General features: G+C 67.1%; 13 protein-coding genes. 3 read left to right on the forward strand and 10 right to left on the reverse strand.

Annotation, left to right across the window (positions count from 1 at the left end; all coding sequences use genetic code 11):
• Window positions 1-8 precede the first annotated feature (8 nt).
• Complete coding sequence (lepA, locus tag PUN51_RS05235; protein WP_043454334.1) at window positions 9-1,865, reverse strand: translation elongation factor 4; 1,857 nt, start codon at window positions 1,863-1,865, stop codon at window positions 9-11.
• Window positions 1,866-2,038: 173 nt separating this feature from the next.
• On the opposite strand from lepA, the gene PUN51_RS05240 reads away from it, so the two are divergent.
• Complete coding sequence (locus PUN51_RS05240) at window positions 2,039-2,587, forward strand: type II toxin-antitoxin system PemK/MazF family toxin (RefSeq protein ID WP_275180156.1); 549 nt, start codon at window positions 2,039-2,041, stop codon at window positions 2,585-2,587.
• 169 nt (window positions 2,588-2,756) lie between these two features.
• Window positions 2,757-3,017, forward strand: a complete 261-nt coding sequence (gene rpsT, locus PUN51_RS05245; RefSeq protein WP_018761400.1) for a 30S ribosomal protein S20 — start codon at window positions 2,757-2,759, stop codon at window positions 3,015-3,017.
• A 167-nt stretch (window positions 3,018-3,184) separates the two neighbouring features.
• On the opposite strand, the gene holA is transcribed toward rpsT, so the two are convergent.
• From holA to leuS, 7 genes are all read right to left on the reverse strand, one after another.
• A complete protein-coding gene (gene holA / locus PUN51_RS05250; protein ID WP_275180159.1) occupies window positions 3,185-4,201 on the reverse strand; it encodes a DNA polymerase III subunit delta in 1,017 nt (338 codons plus the stop codon).
• Window positions 4,135-5,994 (reverse strand): ComEC/Rec2 family competence protein, encoded by a 1,860-nt coding sequence (locus PUN51_RS05255; RefSeq protein ID WP_275180161.1) that lies wholly within the window; start codon window positions 5,992-5,994, stop codon window positions 4,135-4,137. The genes holA and PUN51_RS05255 overlap by 67 nt, the downstream gene beginning before the upstream one ends.
• A 391-nt stretch (window positions 5,995-6,385) precedes the next feature.
• Window positions 6,386-7,351: a ComEA family DNA-binding protein gene (locus PUN51_RS05260; RefSeq protein ID WP_275180162.1), complete on the reverse strand. Its 966-nt coding sequence runs from the start codon at window positions 7,349-7,351 to the stop codon at window positions 6,386-6,388.
• 91 nt (window positions 7,352-7,442) lie between these two features.
• A complete protein-coding gene (locus tag PUN51_RS05265) occupies window positions 7,443-7,985 on the reverse strand; it encodes a hypothetical protein (RefSeq protein ID WP_275180163.1) in 543 nt (180 codons plus the stop codon).
• A 180-nt stretch (window positions 7,986-8,165) separates the two neighbouring features.
• A complete protein-coding gene (locus PUN51_RS05270; protein WP_275180164.1) occupies window positions 8,166-8,987 on the reverse strand; it encodes a hypothetical protein in 822 nt (273 codons plus the stop codon).
• Window positions 8,988-9,350: 363 nt separating this feature from the next.
• The gene (locus tag PUN51_RS05275; protein ID WP_275180165.1) at window positions 9,351-10,334 is read right to left on the reverse strand and encodes a DegV family protein; all 984 of its coding nucleotides are present in this window, start codon (window positions 10,332-10,334) and stop codon (window positions 9,351-9,353) included.
• Between the two features lie 87 nt (window positions 10,335-10,421).
• Window positions 10,422-12,947, reverse strand: coding sequence for a leucine--tRNA ligase (leuS, locus tag PUN51_RS05280; RefSeq protein ID WP_275180166.1), 2,526 nt, complete (start codon window positions 12,945-12,947; stop codon window positions 10,422-10,424).
• A gap of 288 nt (window positions 12,948-13,235) precedes the next feature.
• Between leuS and PUN51_RS05285 the strand changes: the two genes are divergently transcribed.
• Entirely contained in the window at window positions 13,236-14,753 is a 1,518-nt protein-coding gene (locus tag PUN51_RS05285; RefSeq protein ID WP_275180168.1) for an FAD-dependent oxidoreductase, read from the forward strand.
• Window positions 14,754-14,869: 116 nt separating this feature from the next.
• Here PUN51_RS05285 and glpK read toward each other — a convergent pair whose 3' ends face one another.
• Together glpK and PUN51_RS05295 are read right to left on the reverse strand one after the other, a co-directional pair.
• Complete coding sequence (glpK, locus tag PUN51_RS05290; RefSeq protein ID WP_275180169.1) at window positions 14,870-16,384, reverse strand: glycerol kinase GlpK; 1,515 nt, start codon at window positions 16,382-16,384, stop codon at window positions 14,870-14,872.
• A 42-nt stretch (window positions 16,385-16,426) separates the two neighbouring features.
• Complete coding sequence (locus PUN51_RS05295; RefSeq protein ID WP_275180170.1) at window positions 16,427-17,176, reverse strand: MIP/aquaporin family protein; 750 nt, start codon at window positions 17,174-17,176, stop codon at window positions 16,427-16,429.
• Window positions 17,177-17,199: the final 23 nt, after the last annotated feature.

Here is a 17,199-nt window from a genome sequence, read left to right on the forward strand (position 1 = left end):
CGCAGTGGTCACTTCTTCTTGGCCTTGTCCTTTGATTCGTCGGTGGTGAGGGCCGCAATGAACGCTTCCTGCGGCACCTCCACCGTTCCCACCATCTTCATGCGCTTCTTGCCTTCTTTTTGCTTTTCCAGCAGCTTGCGCTTTCGTGAGATGTCACCGCCGTAGCACTTGGCCAGCACGTCCTTGCGGATGGCCCGGATGCTTTCGCGGGCGATGATCCTGGATCCGATGGCCGCCTGGATGGGCACCTCGAACTGTTGCCGCGGGATGAGTTCGCGGAGCTTTCCGGTCATCATCACGCCGTAGGCGTAGGCCTTGTCCCGGTGGGTGATGGCGCTGAAGGCGTCCACTTGCTCGCCCTGGAGCATGATGTCCACCTTCACCAGGTCGGCAACCTGCTCGCCGTCGGCCTTCCAGTCCAGAGAGCCGTAGCCACGGGTCTTTGACTTCAGGATGTCGAAGAAGTCGAAGACGATTTCGGCCAGCGGCAGCCGGTAGCGGATTTCCACCCGGTCCTCGGAGAGGTAGTCCATGCCGCCCATCACGCCGCGGCGGGACTGGCACAGTTCCATGATGGCGCCGACGAATTCGTTGGGCGCCAGGATGGTGGCCGAAACCATGGGTTCGCGGACCTCGGCGATTTTGCCCGTGGGGTACTCGCTGGGGTTGGTCACGCGGACCACCTTCTTATCCTCCAGGGTCACCTCGTATTCCACGTTGGGTGCCGTGGAGATGAGGTCCAGGTTGTATTCGCGTTCCAGGCGTTCGCGGGTGATCTCAAGGTGCAGCAGGCCCAGGAAACCCACACGGAAGCCGAAGCCCAGCGCAGCGGAGGTCTCCGGTTCGTACACCAGTGCGGCGTCGTTGAGCATGAGCTTTTCGAGGGCGTCGCGCAGCACCGGGTAGTCGGCGCCGTCCAGGGGGTAGAGGCCGGAGAACACCATGGGTTTGGCATCGGCGTAGCCGGGCAGGGACTCGGCGGCCGGCTTGGCCAGGTTGGTGACGGTGTCGCCCACTTTGGACTGGCGGACGTCCTTCACACCGGTGATCAGGTAGCCCACTTCGCCAACACCGAGGCCCTTGGAGGGTGTGGGTTCCGGGGAGCTGACGCCGATTTCCAGGAGTTCGTGCGAGGCCCTGGTGGACATCATCTGGATGCGTTCACGCGGGTGGAGCATCCCGTCCACCACGCGCACATAGGTCACCACGCCGCGGTAGGTGTCGTAGACCGAGTCGAAGATCATGGCACGGGCCGGCGCGTCGGGGTCGCCCTTTGGCGCCGGGAGGTCGCGGACGATCTTGTCCAGGAGGGCTTCCACGCCAACGCCGGTCTTGCCGGACACCCGCAGCACATCCTCGGGGTCGCCGCCGATCAGGCTGGCGAGCTCGGCGGCGTACTTTTCAGGCTGCGCGGCCGGCAGGTCGATTTTGTTCAGGACCGGGATGATGGCGAGGTTGTTCTCCATCGCCAGGTACAGGTTCGCGAGCGTCTGGGCCTCAATGCCCTGGGCTGCGTCCACCAGCAGGATTGCGCCCTCGCAGGCGGCCAGTGACCTGGAGACCTCATAAGTGAAGTCCACGTGCCCCGGGGTGTCGATCATGTTCAGCGCGTAACTGACACCGTCCACCTCCCACGGCATGCGGACGGCCTGGGACTTGATGGTGATGCCGCGTTCGCGCTCGATGTCCATGCGGTCCAGGTACTGGGCCTTCATGTCGCGCGCCTGGACCACCCCGGTGGACTGCAGCATACGGTCAGCCAGGGTGGACTTGCCGTGGTCGATATGCGCGATGATGCAAAAGTTCCGAATAATTGCCGGATCTGTCGCGGCGGGCACCGGTGCGGTGCGGGCCATGGGAGACACGCAGGGTCCTTACTGTTGGCTTTTCTGCAGCCATCCGCCAGGCACGCGAAAGGCGCCTGCGGTCCAGCCGCACATCGTTAACGTCCAGTGTCCCACGTCCGCGACCCCGCCACCGCATCCTGGCTGGCCCATGCACGCTGTTTCAACGGCAGCCCCGCCGATAGGCTGTCGGGATGGCCATAGATCTCCGCTCCCTGGGAAACGCCGTCTGCCGCGGCCTGCGCATGCTGCAGAAACGGTCCATCGCCCCGCGGCCGGTCCAGGACCAGCGCCCCGGCGGCAATCGGCGCGCCGACGGCCAAGGTGTTCCCGGCGAAGCGGCGGCCTATCCCGGCGATTACCGTGGCCGCGCCTCTGTCCGCTACGCTCCGCAGCCCGACGGCGACCCCGATCCGGGCGAGGTGGTGTGGGCCTGGGTGCCCTATGAGGAGGATCACGGCAAGGGGAAGGACCGGCCGGTGCTGCTGGTGGGGCACAACGGCCCCTTCCTCCTGGGGCTGATGCTGACCAGCAGGGACAGGATTCCTGCCGGGACGTCGTCCGGGGACTACGTGGATCTCGGCTCCGGGGGTTGGGACAGGCAGGGCCGGGCAAGTGAGGTGCGGCTGGACCGCATCCTGCAGATCCGCCCGGACAGCATCCGGCGCGAAGGCGCGGTATTGGACAAGGCGCGGTTCGAGAAGGTGGCGTCCGGGCTTCGGCGGCGACACGGCTGGGCCTGACCCGCTGAAATGGCCAGAGCCGCCGCTGACCTGCTAGTCTTTATTGCTGTGTGTCCGTGCAGGTCGACGGTCACTGATGGTTGGCCGCCATAGGTATCCCCACGCCGCTCAGTCAAGGCCAGCCTGAAAGCCCTCTAGACCATTTCCGCATTACAAAGAGAGTTCACACGTGGCGAATATCAAGTCCCAGAAGAAGCGCATCCTGACCAACGAGAAGGCCCGCCTGCGCAACAACGCAGTCAAGTCCGAGCTGAAGACGGCCATCCGCGCCGTCAACACCGCTGTTGAGTCCGCTGACAAGGAAGCTGCTACTACTGCGCTCGTTTCTGCCAGCCGTAAGCTGGACAAGGCTGTCAGCAAGGGTGTTCTGCACAAGAACAACGCAGCGAACCGTAAGTCGGCGATCTCCAAGAAGGTCAACGCACTCTAAGGTTTCCAGTTCCCACGAACTGATGGTGTGGCCGGTACCCTCGGGTGCCGGCCACACGCCTTTAAGCCGCCAGTCCGCGAGTCGCGGCAGCTCGACGCCAGGAGCGTCCGGGACGTGCCGGACCCGGACGTCAGGAGCGGCCGGGCCTGCTGGGCGCTGCGGGGGGGCTATCTGCCCTGGACGGACATGGCAATCACGGTGACGGCGTGCTCCACGGCGTACACCGGATCCCGGGACAAGCCTTTGACCTGCGCGTCGGCTTCCGCCGTGGCCTGGATTGACCGCACCAGGCCTTCAGGGGTCCAGCGCCGCACGTCGCGCTGCGCCTGCTCCACCAGCCACCGCTGCATGCCCAATTCCGCAGCGATCTGCGCGGACGGCCCGGAGGCGCCCGCCACCCGCGCCACCGTCCGCAGCTTCGAGGCAAGTGCAGCGACCAGCGGTACCGGATCAGCACCAGTGGCGAGGGCGTGGCGCAGCGTCGACAGTGCAAGGGGGGCGTTTCCGGCCATGGCGGCGTCGGCCACCTTGAACGCGGTGGCTTCGACCCGTCCGCCGTAATACTTGTCGACGGTGTCAGTGCTGACCGTGCTCCCTGCATCGGCGATCAGCTGGGAGCAGGCGGCAGCGAGTTCTGACAGATCTGCTCCCACGGCATTCACCAGGGCCTGCACGGCGTCCTGGTTGATCCGGCGTCCGGCCGCCTTGAATTCCGCGGCGACGAACTGGACCTTGTCCGCATCCTTCTTCAGCGGCTGACACTCCACTACCGGCCAGCCCCCTTTCCTGACGGCGTCGAGGAGCTTCTTGCCGCGGACCCCGCCTGCGTGGCGCAGCACGACGACGGCGTCCTCCTCCGGGTGCTGCAGGTAGCCGAGGGCATCGGCAAGGAAGGCGTCATTCATTCCTTCCACAGCCTCCACCTCGATCAGCTTGCTCTCGCCAAAGAGGGATGGACTCACCTGCATGGTCAGGGTGCCGGCCTCATATGCCGCCGCGTTGATGCGGCTGACCTCCACGTCCGGTTCGGCCGCCCTGACCTGGGACCGGATCCTGTCCATCGCCCTGATACCCAGGTACTCTTCGGGACCGCTCACCAGTACGATCCGGGCCGGGGTTACGTCCCGCCAGGAGGCTGTGTTCGACGCCGGGGAGCGGGGTGCTCGCTTTTGCGCAGCGGCCATCGAGAGTTCCTTCCGGAGGTTTTATTGCAGGATCCCAGCCTGCCACGTCTGTGCCCGGGGTCCAAGCTGCGGACACCCCGGAAGCGATGCAGGCGCGACTCCAGCAACTCCAGGAATACGACAGTTCCTGCGTGCGCCGACCGGACCCACCGGATGAGGCGGAGCGGCCTTGCCGCCGCCCCGACGCCAGCCAGCGACAGGACCGACAGCAGCACCATGGACAGCATCCCGGGCACCCCTTCCGGCCATGGGAGCGCGGATCCCGGCAGCTGGGCCGCGGTCCTTGCCGCAGCCGCGACGCCCCCGCTGAAAGTCCCGGCAACGGCTATCAGCGCTGCGGCGGCCCACGGCAGGACGACCACCAGGGGCACCGCTGCTGTTCCCAGCAGGGTCACGGGAGCCACCAGGGGCGAGGCGACGACATTGGCTGCCAGGGAATAGGTTGAAAACTGGGGCTGCAGAAGCACGATGACGGGCCCGCACAGCAGCTGGGCGGACAACGGAACCGCTACCGCGGCAGCGAGCCACCGTGGGACCGCCGCGGGAATCCAGCTGATGATCCGCCGGCCTATAAGAACGATTCCCAGTGTGGCCAGGACAGAAAGCAGGAAGCCAAAACTCGTGCCAAGGGCTGGATCCGCCAACAGCAGCCCCAGGACAGCCAGGCAAAGGAAGCTCAGTCCACGCCCTGAACGTCCACCCGCCAGCGAGGCGATGCCGATGGCTCCCATCAGCGCTGCCCGCAGAACGCTGGCATCAGGCCCCACCAGGACCACGAACAGGGCCAGGCCGCCAAGGGCCGCAGCTGCGGCAGGGGCACGCGGCATCCGGAACCACCGGCACAGCAGCAGCAGCGCCCCCAGCACCAGGCTGCAGTTTGCCCCGCTGACTGCCGTCAGGTGCGTCATGCCAACGGCCTTCATGGCGTTGTTCAACCCCTCATCCAGCGCACTGGTGTCACCGGTGACCATCCCGGGGAGGAGCCCGCGGGCATCCGGTTCGAGGAAAGCCGAGGCGGAAACGAATCGCCCGCGGAGCTCCCTGGCTGACTCTTCCAGCAGTGAGCCACCCGAGGGCTTGCCTGGAGCCGTCGATGCGGCCAGGTTTCCCGCCTCCTGCCCACCGGGGTCTGCCGGCCGCAGCTTGCCGGCAGCGCGCAGCGTCTGCCCCGGCACCACGCCGCCCCACCCCTGCCCGCCCATCACCACCAGCCGGGCGCGGGTGCGAACCAGGATGCCACCCGCTGTCACTTCCTGCGTCCACACCGGGACCGACCACCTCTCCGCCGCCCCTCCGGGTCCGGCCAGGGCCCGCGGGTTTCCGGCTACCTCGACAATGACGACGGCCGACTTTCCGCCCGCGATGGCCTCAGCGAGCGGCCCCTCGGACCGCTGGCTTGAGGAGGTCGCGGAATGGGCTGCCGCCGCGCCGGCCAGCATCAGGGAGACGCCCAGTGCTGCCCGGAAGCTTCGGCCCCGGGCACCATGTCTCCGTCCCGGACCCGAGGCGCGGGCGGCGGCATGCAGGCTTCCCCTCCGTCCTCCCTTCGCGGCACGGGCCAGGAAAAGGCCTCCAAGCACCGTCAGCGCGCAGCACACAGTAGCCAGCCACGGGGGCGGCAGCCAGAGCCCTGCCACCGAGGCAGCCCACACCGAAACTGCGGGGAGGGCAAGCCGGAGGTCCGTGCGGCGCCGCGGTCCAACATGGCCGGAGTCGCTTTCCTCCCGCTCGTGGCCGCTTTCAACCAGCCGCTGGCGAACGCGGCCCAGGCACTGCGCCCAATACCCTTTCATGTCCCCAAAGGTCAGAGCCCGGCAGGTCAGAGCCCCGGCTTTGAGGGCGCGGCCCTTCGGGGTCCGGCCTTTTGGGGTCCGGTCTTTTGGGGTCCCGCGGCGGCGTGCCGGCAGACCTGGCGCTTGCAGGCGTGCCCGTCCCAGGGACGGTGGGACTGCTCCGGGACGCGAACGTGTTCCGGGCGGGTGCGTTGTCGACGGTTGCGTTGTCGATGGGTGCACCGTCCGTGCGGGAGCCCCGGTGTTTGGCCTTCGGCCGGGCCCCTGAACCGCGGATTCCACGAACCGGCTCCAAGGGCTCGTGGCTCCCTCTCCGCCAGCGGGGCCTCCAGGCCTTTGCGGGCCGTCGGCCCTGCCTGGCCTGCCCCTCTCCGTCGCCATCCGGGATGCCTTAGACCGTCACCAGGGGCAGCAGGGCCTCGAGCATCTTCGGTCCGACGCCATCCACCGCGTCCAGTTCCTCGACGCTTTTGAAAGGTCCATGGTCTTTTCGCCAATCCACGATCCGCTGAGCGAGTACCGGCCCGACCTTTGGTAGTGTGTCCAGTTCCGCGGCGCCGGCGGTATTGAGGTTGATCTTCCCGCCGGCTGCCCCTCCTGCCTGGCCGGTGCCGGTGGACCCAACGCCGCCCGGGTCCATGCCACCCGGGCCCGTTCCCCCGGAACCGGAGGATTCGGCTGCGGAGGACGCCGGCTCCCCTTGCCGCGGGACGTAGATCTTCTGCCCGTCCTCCACCGCCAGGGCAAGGTTGAGTCGGTTCACGTCCGCGTCCGGGGCAGCCCCGCCCGCGGCAGCAATGGCGTCATCAACCCGGCTGCCCTGCTGGAGCCTGATGACGCCGGGCGCGGCTACAGCCCCGGCCACGTGCACCACTACAAGGCCGTCGGACGCGGGCTGCCCCGGGCCGCGCCCGGATTCCCCGCCGCCCGGTCCCCCGCCGTCTTGATCCACCGGCGTAGTGCTGTCCGCGGCGGCTCCTCCGCTGCCCGTGGCCTTGCCGCCGGAACTGGCGCCGCTCAGGGGCAGGACCTCCGGGGATGCCGCCCCGGCCTGCCACCAGAACCAGGCTCCCGCAGCCACTGCCAGGACACCCAGCAGCACGGCAACCCGCAGTCCCACCCGCCACCGGAGCGACGGCACACCAACGGAACAGCTCCCGGATCCGCCCTCAAGGCCGCTGCCGGTTTCGGATCCGCCCGCTACCGTGCCTGTTTCGCCGGGGCCGCTGTACTCGAAACCGCCGGGGCAGGGCCCGTCCTCCAGGAGCCCGGGGGGCGCGTCCCCCAGAGTGGCTTGCAGCCGGTCCCTCGCATGCCGGGCCTGCTGACGTGCTGCTCCAGCATCCCGGCGTGACATAGCTCCACCCTAGGAACCTCCCCCGCTGCGCGACACACTCAAGGCCGCTATGTGGAAAGCTGCGCACGCCGTACACGTCCGGCAGTGGCGGCTACTGGTTCCTTGCCGCGTCGATAAACTCCTTCGCAATCTGCGTCATCACGCTAAGGGCCTCGTCCTCGCTTATCGCCATCCCGGTGCTGGATCCCATGTCGAGTGACACTGTTCCGGCAAGGACGCGGAGCCCGACGCCGGTGATGTTCCCGTTGAAGGATTGCCTGGTCGCGTAGGCCTTCTCGCCGATGTCCGGACCCGGAAGAAGTTGAATGGTGAGCTTATCGGGTGCGGTGGCGCCGGTCACTGTCTGGTCGAACGTGGCGCAGCGAGCCATCAGCTCCTGGCTGTAATCAAAGTCGGCTTTGGCGAGGGTGTCCCGGGGCGCGCTTCGCACATCGAAGAGGATCATGCCGAATCCATGATCGCCAAGGTTGGACACTTCCCCCAGCGCAAAGCCCATGGAGAGGTCCAGCTGTGCCTCGTGCTGCCACGACCTGTGGACTACGTTGCATTCTGCTGGTTCGGTGGGACCCAGAGGGGACGACCCGGACGCAGGTGGCTGGGTCATCAACGCGTACGACTTGCGTGCCATGGCCATGTCAGCTGGCTGGCCGGACCCGCATGCGGTGAGGATCAACAGCGCAGCGGTTAGCACTCCAACGCTTCGGAACCGACCGGCGCACGTGGGCTATTACACGGAGCTGGCTTCCCTGGCCATCCGGATCCCCTCCTGCGTGTACCGCCCTGGAGTTTGTTGGCGCAACAGGCACAGGCTGGCTTAGAAGTCGATGCCCTTGACCAGCGTGACGAACTGTTCCTTGACCTGCTCTTCGGTGGGCCCCTGCGGTGAAATCAGGAGCTGTGCGGTGAAGATTGCCATGTTTTGCCCACGGGCGACCATGAGGGACATGGTCGTAACCGGAACATCGCTGGGGGGCCTCAGGGACTTCGGTCCGCCTGGTTCCGAACGGATGATGAGAGTTGCTTTGTCGCCAACGCCCTGGATGTTGTGGCCATCCGGCGGCAACGGCCCCGAGAGCGCACCCGCACCTCCCTGGTGCAGTTCGATGGCGAACACGAGCGAGTCCGGACCGGGTGTGCCCAACGCGCCAAAGCGGTACCGGCAGCTGCCCTCCCCCGGGAGAACTTGCGCCTGGGTGGTGGTACCAAAGGCCTGCTTGAGGGCATCAGCACTGACCAGGGCGCATACGGGGCTGTTTGTGGACGTCTGCGGACCGGTAGATGGCGCCGGCGGAACCCGAAGTTCAGTACCGTTGCCCCACCCGGCCTCGACAGCTGCCTGCGCCAGGGCGTGTGCGGACACGTTGCCGTCCGGTACCGGGGTTCCTGCTGCGATGGGCGGCATGGCCACGATGCGGAGGTCAAGGGATTCCTTGCCCTTGACGGCCTTGAGCACGGTGTTCGCCGAGGCCCCGCCGGGCTCGCCGCGGAACCATCCCGTCCACTGCATGCAGGCGAAGTCCCCAATGCCATCCACCACAGAGCAGTCGGGGGCCTTTTTCGCGTCGGTGATGTCGGCGGCCGATGCGGGCGAGATGAGCGAGACGGAGAGCGCAAGGACCTTTTCGTACTTGCTCATGTAGCTGCACAGATAAGCCGGACTTCCCGCCGGTTTCCCGTTTTGCCCCATCTGGACCAGCCCGGGATCGACCTTGGCAGCGATGGCAGGAGTGATCAGGTCGCAGGCCGGGTTCGGCGATCCGCTTGACGGGGCTTGGGTGGGCGATGGCTGGCGGCTTTCCTGTCCGCATCCGGCCAGGACGAGAGCCAGTAGAACCGGGAGCGCAAGGACGGCCCGGAAAGTGCGAATTCCGTGAACACGCATGCTGGTCCTCCGGCCCTCAAACTGCCGTCCCGAACCGGAACGGCGCTGATGCGAACGCTACGGATCCCGGTGAACTCCCACCAGAGGCCAAGGACCCGGCGAAAGACCTGCGGGCGCTCAGCCTGCGTGGAGGCCGGCGGTCCTGCCAACAATCACCGCAAGGACCCCAAGGCCGGCGTGCGCTGCCAGGACGGCAGGAAGGGAACTGATCTGGGCCGGAGGGCACTGTGGAAGGGCCGCCTCCAGCCGCACCGCCAGGCTCTCCGCTTCCTCAGGATTGCCAAAGTGGTGGACGGCCAGGACCACGGATTCGCCGGGATGCGCCTCCGCCTCCGCCACGACGATTTCCTCAAGCCGGGCCACAGCCCTGGCACCCGAGCGCACCTTTTCCAGCGGAACTATCCTGCCGCCGTCGACCGCCAGAATTGGTTTGATGGCGAGCATGGTCCCCAGGAGCGACGCCGCCGCCCCGATCCGCCCGCCGCGGCGCAACTGCTCAAGGGTGGGCACGTAGAAGAAGACCTTGGTGCGTGCTGCCTGGGCCGTTGCCGCCGCGGCCACCGCGGACCGGTCACCGCCGGCTGACGCTGCTTCCACCGCTGCCTGTACGGCCATGCCCTGCGCCATGCCCACGGTTCCCGTGTCCACCACGTCCACAGGAATCCCCACCCTGGCCGCAGCCAGGCGCGCGGCGTCCGCGGTGCCGGAAAGTCCGCCCGAGATGTGGACCGAAACGATCCCTTCGTATCCCCGGAGTTCAGCGGCCCGGTAGGCCTGCTCGAACTGCCCCGGTGACGGCCTGGACGTCTTGACCGGCGTGCCCGCGGCCAGGGCCACCGCGATGGTCTCCAGGATGTCGTCTTCGCCCTCACCGTAGATTTCAGCGCCGACCATGACCGGCATCGGAGTCACCGTCAGGATCCCGTCCCGCGGCAGTCCGGCAACGTAGTCCGCGGGCAGGGCAGCAGCAGAGTCCGTGACGACGGCGGTGCGGGCGACAGGGCTGCCACCCGGACGCCGTGTTCCCGGCCGGGCCGCAGGACGGAGGCCCGACAGCCGGGCACGGACCCAAGGCCAGGCGGCGGCGTTACTGTCGGGCAAGGGGCCTCCTGGAGACGCTGTCCGGCTCAACCGGCACCGGCCGCCGGAAAGTTTCCGGCGGCCGGTGCATCACTGCGGGTGCAGCAACTAGGCCGGAACGATGTTGACCAGCTTAGGCGCCCGGACGATCACCGTGCGGATGCCCCGGCCGTCCATGGCGCGCTGGACGTTCTCCGACGCCAAGGCCAGTTCGCGCAGCTGGTCTTCGGAGACGTCCGGGGACACCTCCAGCCGGTCGCGGACCTTGCCCTGGACCTGGACGACGGCGGTGACCGTGTCCTGGACCAGCAGGGCGGGGTCGTGGGACGGCCAGCCGGCGTTGGCAACCGATGCAGGGTGGCCCAGCAGGTTCCACATGTCCTCTGCGGTGTACGGCGCGAACAGGCTGAGGATTACGGAAACCGCCTCCGCGGCCTCGCGGACTGCGGGATCCGCTGCGCCCGCACCGGAGTCGATCGCCTTGCGGGTGGCGTTGACCAGCTCCATGAGCTTGGCCACCACCACGTTGAACTTGTTGGCGTCCAGCAGTTCGGCGGCATCGGCGATGGTGCGGTGCGTTACCGAACGCAGCCCGCGGTCTCCGGCGGCGGCATCCACTCCAGGTTCACTGGTGACGTCCTGTGCCAGGCGCCAGGCCCTGGCCAGGAACTTGGCGGAACCGGACGGCGACACGTCGGCCCAGTCCACGTCGTCCTCGGGCGGGGACGCGAACACCATGGTCAGGCGGACAGCGTCCACGCCGTATTTGTCCAACTGCTCGCCGAGGTCAACGCCGTTGCCCAGGGATTTGCTCATGGCCTTGCCGCCGTTGAGCACCTGGCCCTGGTTCAGCAGCGCACTGAACGGTTCGTCGGCATCGATCATGCCGAGGTCGTGGATGACCTTGGTGAAGAAGCGTGCGTAGAGCAGGTGGAGGATGGCGTGCTCCACGCCGCCCACGTACTGGCCCACCGGCATCCAGTCATTGATCTTCTGCGGATCGAAGGGCCCCTCGGTGTAATGCGGGGAGACGAAGCGCAGGAAGTACCAGGACGAGTCCACGAACGTGTCCATGGTGTCGGTGTCCCGCTTGGCGGGCCCGTGGCAGGTGGGGCATTCCACATTGACCCAGGACTCCGCCGCAGCCAGCGGCGAGGTGCCCTTCGGTGCCAGGTCCTCACCACGGAGGTCCGCGGGCAGGGTAACGGGCAGCTGCTCATCGGGCACGGGGACTTCACCGCAGGACGGGCAGTGGATGATGGGGATGGGGGTGCCCCAGAAGCGCTGGCGGCTCAGCAGCCAGTCGCGGAGCCGGAAGTTCACGAACTTCTCGCCGGTACCCTGCTGTTCCAGCATGGCAATGGCGGCAGGAATGGCCTCAGCCTTGGGCAGGCCGTCCAGCGCGCCGGAGTTGATCAGGGTGCCCTCGCCCGCTGTCGCGGTGCCGGAGACGGCCGGGTCTTCTTCGCCGGTGTCCAGGACAGCGCGGACCGGCAGGTCGAAGGTCTTGGCGAAGTCGAGGTCGCGCTGGTCGTGGGCCGGGACGGCCATGATGGCGCCCGTACCGTAGTCCGCCAGGACGTAGTCGGCGGCCCACACGGGCAGCTTCTCCCCGTTCAGCGGGTTGATGGCGTAGCGGCCGGTGAAGACGCCGGTCTTCTCGCGTTCCGTCGACTGGCGTTCGATTTCCGAGAGTGCCTTGACCCGTTCACGGTATTCGTCCAGGGCCGCGGCGTGTTCGTCCGTGACAAGTTCGACGGCGAGCGGCGCGTCCGCAGCGACCACGAAGAACGTTGCCCCGTACAGGGTGTCCGGGCGGGTGGTGAAGACCGTGACGTCCTTGGCGGGCCTGCCGCCATCGGCCTCGATCACGAAGTTCACGTGCGCACCCTCGGAGCGGCCGATCCAGTTCTTCTGCATGGCCAGGACGCGTTCGGGCCAATGGCCGCGGAGCTCGTCCATGTCATCCAGCAGGCGGTCCGCGTAGTCGGTGATCTTGAAGTACCACTGGTTCAGGGACTTCTTGGTGACGGTGGTGCCGCAGCGCTCGCAGGCGCCGTTGACAACCTGCTCGTTGGCCAGGACGGTCTGGTCCTTGGGGCACCAGTTGACCGGGGAGTTCTTCCGGTATGCCAGGCCACGCTCGTAGAAGCGCTTGAACAGCCACTGCGTCCAGCGGTAGTACCCGGGATCGGAAGTGTGCAGGCGGCGCGACCAGTCGGCGGAGATGGCGTACCGCTTGAAGGAGGCTGCCTGGGTGTCGATGTTGGCGTACGTCCACTCGCTGGGGTGGGCGTTGCGCTTGATGGCAGCGTTCTCCGCAGGCAGGCCAAAGGAGTCCCAGCCGATGGGATGCAGGACGTCGTAGCCCTTCTGACGCAGGTAGCGGGCCACCACGTCGCCCATGGCGAACGCCTCGGCGTGGCCCATGTGCAGATCGCCCGACGGGTACGGGAACATGTCAAGCACGTAGCGGCGCTCCCGCGACCCGTCGTCCACCGGGGTGAAGACCTTGAGGTCGTCCCACACCTGGGGCCATTTGGCCTCCATGGCGGCGAAACTGTAGGTGCCCTCTTCAGGCTCCGCCGATACTGTTGTTGCTGTTCCGGTCTCTGTCTCCGGCTGAACGCCCACTGCTGCCCTCTTCTGTTCTGTTACGGCATCTGTGCTGCCATAACGGCCTGATCCTCCTGCTGCCGGCCCGGCGCCATGCCCCGGACACACAAAAGCCCCTCTCCATGGAGGGGCTGCCGCTCAGCTGTCCGATAATCGGAGCCGGCGGCTAACTAAGCAGAAGGATCGCACGCATGGATCTACTTTAGCGCACCGGCACGTCCCCCGCCTCAGCCAGGCCGAACGGCCCTTTGCATTGGCCGGGGCAAGTGCGCATGATCGTCCCACAACGTTGGGAGGCGGCACACCATGTCAGAGGAAACCACCGCCGGGCCTGCTGAAGGACAGCCCCTCTCCCTGTGGCTGGCAACCGCCGGCGCCACCGATTTCCCGCAACTTCATGGCACCGTGGAAGTGGACGTGGCAGTCATCGGCGGAGGCATCGCCGGGCTGACCGCAGCACTGGCCCTGAAACGTTCGGGACACTCGGTGGCAGTCCTGGAGGCCGGCCGGATCGGCACGGGCGTCACTGGCCACACCACCGGCAAGGTGACCTCACTGCACCGCCTCGCCTACACGGACCTGCAGCGCAGTCACGGCGTTGCAGCGGCCAGGAGCTATGGATTGGCGAACCAGGCGGCGGTGGAGTACATCGGTGCGGTGGTGGACGCTGAGAACATTTCCTGCGGTTTCCGCCGGGTCGCCAACTACACCTTTGCCGCAGGCCCTGACGCGCTGCCACAGGTGCGGGCCGAAGCCGGGCTTGCGGCGGACCTCGGCCTTCCGTCAACGTTCACCGTCGACGTTCCCCTGCCGTTTCCCGTAGCCGGTGCCGTACGGTTTGACGGCCAGGCCCAGATCCATGCCGTCCAGTACCTCCAGGGGCTCGCCGGACGGGTGGACGGAAACGGCAGCTTCGTCTTCGAACGCACCCGTGCACTGGAGCTGCGCGAGGGCCGTCCCGTCACGGTGGCCGCCGCCGACGGCACCGTGCTCGCCCGGGATGCGATTGTGGCCACGAATGTTCCCTTCGCCGACCACGGCCGATTCGAAGCACTCTGCCGGCCGCACCGCTCCTACATCGTCACCGCGCCGATCGATACCCCTCCCCTGGACGCCACCTTCATCAGCGCGGATGAGCCCATGCGTTCGCTGCTGACGGTCCGCCTCAACGGGGTGACGTACCTGCTGACGGGCGGCGAGGGCCATCCCGCGGGCACGCAGGTAGACCCGGCACCGCGCCAGGCGAGCCTGGCCCGTTATGCGCGCGTCCAGTTCGGGGCCGGCGGCGTGGCCTACCGTTGGTCCACCCAGGACGCGCTGCCCCTCGACGGCGTGCCCTACGCCGGGCCCCTGAACCCGGACAGCCGGCACGCGTTCGTCATCACGGGCCTGCGTAAGTGGGGCCTGACCAACGGTACGGCCGCGGCGCTGATGCTGGCGGATCTGCTCAACGGCACGCCCAATGAGTGGGCGGCCCTGTTTGACACCAACCGTGCGACGTCGCGGGCCGCCACGGCCCCAGGGCCACCAGCAGCGCCGGGGGACACCGTTCCCCGGCAAAAGGCCGCACGCCGGACAGCGGACCTTGCTCCCGGCGACGGCACTGTCATTGAAACGGACGGGACCAGCACCGCGTGCTACCGGGATCCTGCAGGACAGGTCCACGCGGTGTCCGCGACCTGCACCCATCTTGGCTGCACTGTCGGATTCAACCGGGAAGACCGCACGTGGGACTGCCCCTGCCATGGCTCCCGCTTCGATGTGGACGGCAAAGTCATCCAGGGGCCGGCCACCGAGGACCTGCCGGGGCGCCCTGCGCCGTGACGTGCCCGCACGCTGCCGGCCGAACCCGGCCTGGCACAAATCCCGGAAAGGTCCGCCGGACACGGCAGGGGCCGCCCTGCCTTTCCAGGCAGGGCGGCCCCGAGGTGTGAAGGACGTTACCTGACGTCCTCGTCCACCCACTCCATGGACTTGGTGACGGCCTTCTTCCAGAGACGCATCTGGCGTTCCTGTTCGGCCTTGTCCATCTGCGGCTCCCAGCGCTTGTCCTCGGACCAGTTGGCCGAGCACTCGCCCAGGTCCTTCCAGAACCCGACGGCCAGGCCTGCCGCGTAGGCAGCCCCCAGCGCCGTGGTCTCAATGACCTTGGGACGGATGACCGGGACGCCAAGGATGTCCGCCTGGAACTGCATCAGGGCGTCATTGGCAACCATGCCGCCGTCGACCTTCAGCTCGCTCAGCGGCACGCCCGAGTCAGCGTTGACCGCGTCCAGCACCTCGCGGGTCTGGAACGCGGTGGCCTCCAGCGCTGCGCGGGCGATGTGGTTCTTGTTGACGAACCGGGTCAGGCCCACAATCGCACCCCGCGCATCGGAGCGCCAGTACGGGGCGAACAGGCCGGAGAACGCCGGGACGATATACACGCCGCCGTTATCCTTGACCGACGCGGCAAGGGTTTCCACCTCGGGGGCGCTGCTGATCATGCCCAGGTTGTCACGCAGCCACTGGACCAGTGAACCGGTGACGGCGATGGACCCTTCCAGGGCATAGTGCGGTTTGGCGTCGCCCAGCTTGTAGCCCACCGTGGTGAGGAGCCCGTTCTTCGAGTGGACGATTTCCTCGCCCGTGTTGAAGATCAGGAAGCAGCCCGTGCCGTAGGTGTTCTTCGCTTCGCCGGCGTCAAAAGCGGCCTGGCCGAAGGTTGCGGCCTGCTGGTCGCCCAGGATGCCCGCAACCGGTGTCTCGCGGAGCAGCTGGGAGCTGTGCACGGCGCCGTACACCTCAGAGGAGGACTTGATCTCCGGCATCATGCTGCGCGGTACGCCAAAGATGCCGAGGATCTCGTCGTCCCACTGCAGGGTTTCCAGATCCATGAACAGGGTGCGGGACGCGTTGGTGACGTCGGTGACGTGGACGCCGCCGTCGACACCGCCGGTCAGGTTCCACAGGACCCAGGCGTCGGTGTTGCCGAAGACCAGGTCCCCGGCCTCTGCCTTTTCCCTGGCGCCGTCAACGTTGTCCAGGATCCACTTGATCTTGGTGCCGGAGAAGTAGGTGGCCAGGGGCAGGCCCACCTTCTGTTTAAAGCGGTCTGCCCCGCCGTCCTTGGCCAGCTGGTCCACGATGTCCTGGGTGCGGGTGTCCTGCCACACGATGGCGTTGTAGACCGGCTTGCCCGTGGTCTTGTCCCACACCACGGCGGTTTCGCGCTGGTTGGTGATGCCGACGGCGGCAATATCGTGCCGCGTCAGGTTCGCCTTTGAGAGGGCCGAACCGATGACCTCACGGGTGTTGTTCCAAATCTCCGCGGCATCGTGCTCCACCCAGCCGGCCTGCGGGAAGATCTGCTCGTGTTCCATCTGGCCGGAAGAGACGATCGCGCCGCTGTGGTCGAAGATGATGGCGCGGGTGCTGGTGGTGCCCTGGTCAATGGCGATTACGTACTGGTTCATAATGACGTCCTTGTCTTGTTGTTCGAACTGGGTGCCGGGGGTTTAGGAAGCGGCGGTGACGATGATCGGGGCGATCCGGGCAACAACTCCGGCCAGGGCGCCGCCGACAAGCGGCCCCACCACCGGAATCCAGGAGTAGCTCCAGTCACTGGAGCCCTTGCCCTTGATGGGAAGCACTGCGTGGGCAATGCGGGGTCCGAGGTCACGGGCGGGGTTGATGGCGTAGCCGGTGGGGCCGCCGAGGGATACACCGATGCCAACCACGAGCAGTGCAACGGCCAGCGGGCCGAGCCCCGAGGGGGTGCCACCGAGGGTGAGGATGACGAAGACCAGGACAAAAGTGCCGATGATCTCGGTGATCAGGTTCCAGGGGGTGGACCGGATGGCCGGGCCGGTGGAAAAGGTCCCGAGCTTGCCGGCAGGCTCCGGCTCGTCATCGAAGTGCTGCTTGTAGGCCAGCCAGCAGACCACGGCGCCGAGGAAGGCGCCCAGAAGCTCGCCCCCGAAGTAGGTCAGGGTGGAGGCGAAGTCGACGGCGACTCCCGGAGCGTATTCCGGCTTGCCGTTGAGCAGCAGGCCGAGGGTGACGGCAGGGTTGAGGTGCGCGCCCGACTTGGCGGCGACGAAGACACCCGCGAAGACGGCGATTCCCCACCCCCATGTGACCATCAGGAAACCGCCGTTGTTGCCTTTTGTCCCCTGCAAAGCCACGTTGGCAACGACGCCGCAACCCAACAGGGTCAGCATGCCCGTGCCAAAGACTTCGGAGAGGAAGACTATTCCTAGAGACATCTTTGACTCCTTCTTTGTTTAGT

It is taken from the genome of Arthrobacter sp. NQ4 (genome assembly GCF_029077345.1).
Taxonomy (GTDB): Bacteria; Actinomycetota; Actinomycetes; order Actinomycetales; family Micrococcaceae; genus Arthrobacter.

Excerpts from the sequence above, each read along its gene's own strand:
- PUN51_RS05270 (WP_275180164.1), bottom strand. The coding sequence starts at position 8,987 with ATGAGCAAGTACGAAAAGGTCCTTGCGCTCTCCGTCTCGCTCATCTCG.
- PUN51_RS05265 (WP_275180163.1), bottom strand. The coding sequence starts at position 7,985 with ATGGCCATGGCACGCAAGTCGTACGCGTTGATGACCCAGCCACCTGCG.
- holA (WP_275180159.1), bottom strand. The coding sequence starts at position 4,201 with ATGGCCGCTGCGCAAAAGCGAGCACCCCGCTCCCCGGCGTCGAACACA.
- PUN51_RS05240 (WP_275180156.1), top strand. The coding sequence starts at position 2,039 with ATGGCCATAGATCTCCGCTCCCTGGGAAACGCCGTCTGCCGCGGCCTG.
- PUN51_RS05285 (WP_275180168.1), top strand. The coding sequence starts at position 13,236 with ATGTCAGAGGAAACCACCGCCGGGCCTGCTGAAGGACAGCCCCTCTCC.
- PUN51_RS05295 (WP_275180170.1), bottom strand. The coding sequence starts at position 17,176 with ATGTCTCTAGGAATAGTCTTCCTCTCCGAAGTCTTTGGCACGGGCATG.
- glpK (WP_275180169.1), bottom strand. The coding sequence starts at position 16,384 with ATGAACCAGTACGTAATCGCCATTGACCAGGGCACCACCAGCACCCGC.
- PUN51_RS05260 (WP_275180162.1), bottom strand. The coding sequence starts at position 7,351 with ATGTCACGCCGGGATGCTGGAGCAGCACGTCAGCAGGCCCGGCATGCG.
- PUN51_RS05255 (WP_275180161.1), bottom strand. The coding sequence starts at position 5,994 with ATGAAAGGGTATTGGGCGCAGTGCCTGGGCCGCGTTCGCCAGCGGCTG.